This is a genomic window from Silvanigrella sp., assembly GCF_044369315.1.
Lineage (GTDB): Bacteria > Bdellovibrionota_B > Oligoflexia > Silvanigrellales > Silvanigrellaceae > Silvanigrella.
In genome coordinates, this window is sequence record NZ_JBIPMD010000239.1 from 1 (window position 1) to 4,733 (window position 4,733).

Genomic DNA, 4,733 nt, shown 5'->3' on the forward strand with positions numbered 1-4,733 from the left:
TGAAGTTTACTACAATCGTGTTAGAAAGCATTCGTCGAATGGATATCTGTCTCCAGTTATATTTGAAATAACTAGACCAATGAAAAAGGTCGGTTAATTGTGTCTATAAAATTGGGGGAAGATCACTTTATCTGTTAACATAATTTCATTATGCGCAGCACCATGGGTTAAATTTAAAGCATTTAAAACTTCTTTGGTATATTTCGTTAATTTATTTTCAATATTTCCGGTGCTTGGACAAAGTAACATACTTTCAAATAAAAAACCTCTTCCATGCAAGCGCCTTCTATTTTGTTTCCAAATATCAGAAATGTAATGATTTCCTTTCCAGCTAACGGTATTTACAAAATATTGAGTACCGTCTAAAAATTCTTGGGCAAGGACTTCTTCATTTTTAATTCCTAATTTATTTTCTTGTTTATAAATTCTATGAAAGGCCTTTGATATTTCGATTAAATTTTCACAAATAGTGACTCCATCACTTGCTGCGCTATTTAATGGTTTTATTACAATGGGCCATGAGTTTAAATTTTCTGCCCATTTTAAAATATCATTTTCATTATTTGATTTAAATTGTTTGACACATGGTAAGGATAATTCTTTGAGCCTTTCATGCATGAAATACTTATTTCTTCTTAATAAAGTTGTTTTAGGATTACAAGCATTCGTTAATTTAAAAATGTCAACTAATTTATCTGCAAGCTCTACACCCATTTCTGAACCAGCAATAATATGGGATGGGTTATATTTATTGAGATCAATTTTTAGCTTTTTAAAATCTCCATCAAATAATATTTCTTCTAAAAATTCGTTTCTTTTGGGATCGTTTGCATTGGCAAGAGAGCTTTTTACATGGATACATTTTATTCCAAATTTATGAAATTCATGAGCTAATTTTTTACCGGTAGAATAGGCATCAACGATGCAAATAGGATTTAGTTGATTCCCATTATTTTTTCCCATGAATAACCTCATTAATTAGTGATTCTGCAACTTCATTTGTTGATTCTAAAATCCAAGCGAAGTTATTTATAAATGGATGAGAACCTTCTGCATTATGACCAATAGCTCTTAATCTGTTTTCAAATTTTCCATCATTCCTCAAAATCATACCACTTTTTGTGTCAATTATGGTGCCACCAATTTTAATTTCTTTAATAAAACCATTTGCACATGGTGTTGTAAATGGAGGTTTTGATTCATTGGAACATATCGATCGATTCGGACCTGTCGCATTTATAATATAATCACAAATTATATTGTCATTTGAATTTTCAAATGTAATAGAAAAATTATTATTATTATTGTGTTTTATATGATTTAAATTTCCTTTCAAAATTAATTGTTCTTTTTGAAGAAGTGAAAGTATTTTTTCAGCATTTATTAATGGAATAGCTCCATGCTTTTGATGAACATTTCGATAAAAATTTGTCATAAATAGTTCAATTTGATCACTGGATACAAGTCGCCATGTCTTTGCTATTTCTGGAATCATTCCCAAAATAATGTTGAATGGGCTTGGGCCATTTCTTGCTTCTTCAACTCTTTGTTCAAAATCAATCATGCATTCTGGTTTCGATTTTTTATCAAAAAAATAATCTCGCCAATTAAATCCATGAATCTTTAATTCTTTACGTATTAATCTTGTTAAATCCATTAAATTTAAATCTGTTCCTTTAGCATGAAATATTTTTTCAAAATTATCATATAAAACATTTTTTGGAGTATAGGATTTTAAATATTTTCCTTTAACTTCAGGAAGTTTTCCATTTCGTGATGTCATATAAATTTTACCATTGTGGCCAAGATGACTTAATGTAATTGTAATATCAATTGCAGTTAAGTTAGAGCCAATAATGGCAATATTTGAATTCTTTGGTAAGTCTACTAAATTATTAATTGTAGGAAAAGGATTGTGAATATAATTTCTATATTCTTTTAAATGATAATGATCTTGTGGCAAATTAGGGCCTGTAGCAAATAATACATAACTTGTTTTTATTGATTTTCCAGATGCTAAAGAAATTGTTATTTCGTTCTCTTTATTTTGATATAATATATCATTTGCTTGATCAAAAATATCTTCTACAGTTATTGAATATTTTATTAATTCTTTCTTAAAAAAATGATATTTTTCTTTTAAATAAAGACCAAAAACACTTCTTGGTACAAATTCTAAATTATCATTTAATAAAGATAATTCATTTTTATTTAATTCAACCCATTTAAAAAAATCAAAAGGGTCGTTTTTCATAATGGAGAGATCTGTGGTGGGAGTATTCATGATTATCCAAGGATAATCATTGTTATACACATGACCGCACCCCATATTTTCTTTTTTATCAATCACCCCTATTTTTAAATAATGGGATATGGGTTGTGTTCTTATAAAATGATAGACAGCTGATAAAAAGGCTGTACCTTGTGCTCCACCTCCAATAACAACAATATCATAATCATTTTTTCTCATCATGATTTAACTCATTCACAATTTCAAATAATTTATTACAGGCATATATAACTTCTTCCTCTGTATTATAAATACTAGGAGTGATTCGGAGACAAGAGTCTTTGTATGGTGATTGTCCAATTATGATATTATGCTCACTCATTTTAGCAACAATTTCTGTAGGCTTTATATCTTTTATTTTAAAACAAACAAATCCTGATGATAAAGAAGATGAACTGGGTGTTAATAAAACTGCATTTGGAATTTTTTTAATTTCATTTTTACAAATTTGAGAAAAATAGTGAACTCTTTCTTGAATATTTTCTTTGCCAATTTTTTCATGGGTTTCAAAAGCATGTTTTAGAGCCCAAAAATATTCAAAAGTTTTAAAACCGCCTGGTGTGCACATGCGTGCCTTTATCAATTCATCTTCAGTATATTTTTTATTATCCCATTCTAAATAATGATCCCAAGCAATTTTTTCGAACGAAGGAATTATAGGATTTAATCTTTTCCAGCCGCGCTCACTGCACCATAATAATCCTGTCCCACTTGGACCAAATAACCATTTATGACAACCTGCGGCAAAAAAATCGACACCAAGGTCATGAATTGAATTTAAATTTTCAATACCAAAACCATGTACACCATCTACGCATAAAAGAATTTTTTTATTTTCTTCACGTGAAAAATTTATTTTTTTTAATTCTTTTGAAATTTCTTTTAAAGGAAATTTAATACCAAATCTTGAATTTACCCAAGAAATAGCAATTAAAGAGGTTTTATCATTTATATTATCAATAATACTCTTTACAATTTGTTTCTTAGTTATATTATTTAATTTGTTTGAGATGTCTATTTTTTTGATAGTTAAATTGTATTTTTTAGCAGAACTTTCACAAAGTTTTTCCAAGGAATAATGTTCGCTATCTGTGGTTAATATTTCTGTTCCTTTTTGAAATTCAATACCATTTAAAATAAGAGACAAGCTCATAGTAGAACTATCTGTTAATGCAATTAAACTTTTATCTGTTCCTAAATATCGAGCTGCCGCTTCGAGAGTTTCTGTGGTGTATTTATGTCTTTCTCTTCTCATTAAATCTGGATTTGTATCTATTAATTTTCTATAATAATCTATTTCTTTATTTAACGATATACTATGTGGTACATGAATTGCTAACGTAAAATGAATTAGTTTTTGATCCAAGATATAATTATTTCTAAAAATTTTCCAGATTTCATCATGATCATTTAAGCTCATTTTTTTATTATTGTGAGAATTCATATAAACCTCTTATTTCCATTTTCTTTATTTTAATTTCTTTTGGGGACAATAATAATTAATCCGCTAGACCAATTTAAACCAACTGAGACAACATTTTTTAAATTTTTTAAATTTTCTAATACGCCTTTTGCTAAAGGATAATGATCTTTTGGCCAATCTGCTTGTGGAAGCATGTCATCTACTATGTAAACTCCACCTGGTTTTAATAAGTTTAATGTTTCATTTAAAAATTCATATTTACCAGGATAAGCATCTGCAAAAATCATGTCATAACTATTTGAAATTTGATTTTTTAAAAAATCACTACCATTATCATAGATAAGCTCAAGTCTATCATCATTAAGAAAGGCTTCTTTTGCGACAGATTGAACATTTTTATCGCATTCAATACTAATTAATTTAGAGTTTTTATCCATGCCTTCTAATAACCAGGCTGTTCCTAATCCTGTACCGGTTCCAATTTCTAAAAATCTTCCATTTGGTTTTGAAGCGGCTAAAACTCTTAATAATGCCCCTGTTTCTGGCCTCGATGCCATATCAAAACCAAGCTCTTTCGTTTTATTATTTATAAAATGAATCACTTCATTTATGTTACTTGAATTAAAATCTTCTAAATTAAAATCAAACATGAATAATCCTCATTTATTATATTTAATTATATTTATATTATCGTTATATTTAAAGTATTCTTTAAGAAATCATAGAAAAATTAAAAAAAAATTATTCTTTTTATTTAAAAATAAACACTTGATTTTTCAAGAATAAAATCATTTATTTTATAAATTGTAAGATTTTCAGTTTGATTTTTTGATTTTCTAAATTATAAGATCAACGGATTCTATATTTTTATGCAATAGGAAAATCATTTTATGTAAAGTGATTCCTTTTGGTGGACAATATGCTATGAACTTAGGCGTTCATATAGAAGGGTTGTCCAATGTTAAAGAAGAAATCAGTTAAAAGTCAATATTCTCTTGAGTTTAAAAATCAAGTTCTAGA

4 protein-coding genes are annotated in these 4,733 nt (G+C 27.7%); all 4 read right to left on the reverse strand.

Going from position 1 to position 4,733, the window contains the following annotated elements:
* Positions 1-93: 93 nt before the first annotated feature.
* From ACIQ56_RS14490 to ACIQ56_RS14505, 4 genes are read right to left on the reverse strand one after another with little or no spacing between them, the layout of a single operon-like run.
* A complete protein-coding gene (locus ACIQ56_RS14490) occupies positions 94-963 on the reverse strand; it encodes an ATP-grasp domain-containing protein (protein ID WP_397601757.1) in 870 nt (289 codons plus the stop codon).
* Positions 950-2,473 (reverse strand): FAD/NAD(P)-binding protein, encoded by a 1,524-nt coding sequence (locus tag ACIQ56_RS14495; protein WP_397601758.1) that lies wholly within the window; start codon positions 2,471-2,473, stop codon positions 950-952. The genes ACIQ56_RS14490 and ACIQ56_RS14495 overlap by 14 nt, the downstream gene beginning before the upstream one ends.
* Positions 2,457-3,734, reverse strand: coding sequence for an aminotransferase class V-fold PLP-dependent enzyme (locus tag ACIQ56_RS14500; RefSeq protein WP_397601759.1), 1,278 nt, complete (start codon positions 3,732-3,734; stop codon positions 2,457-2,459). The genes ACIQ56_RS14495 and ACIQ56_RS14500 overlap by 17 nt, the downstream gene beginning before the upstream one ends.
* 29 nt (positions 3,735-3,763) lie before the next feature.
* Positions 3,764-4,363 carry an O-methyltransferase gene (locus ACIQ56_RS14505; protein ID WP_397601760.1) on the reverse strand — a complete coding sequence of 200 codons (600 nt, stop codon included), beginning with the start codon at positions 4,361-4,363 and terminating at the stop codon, positions 3,764-3,766.
* Positions 4,364-4,733 lie beyond the last annotated feature (370 nt).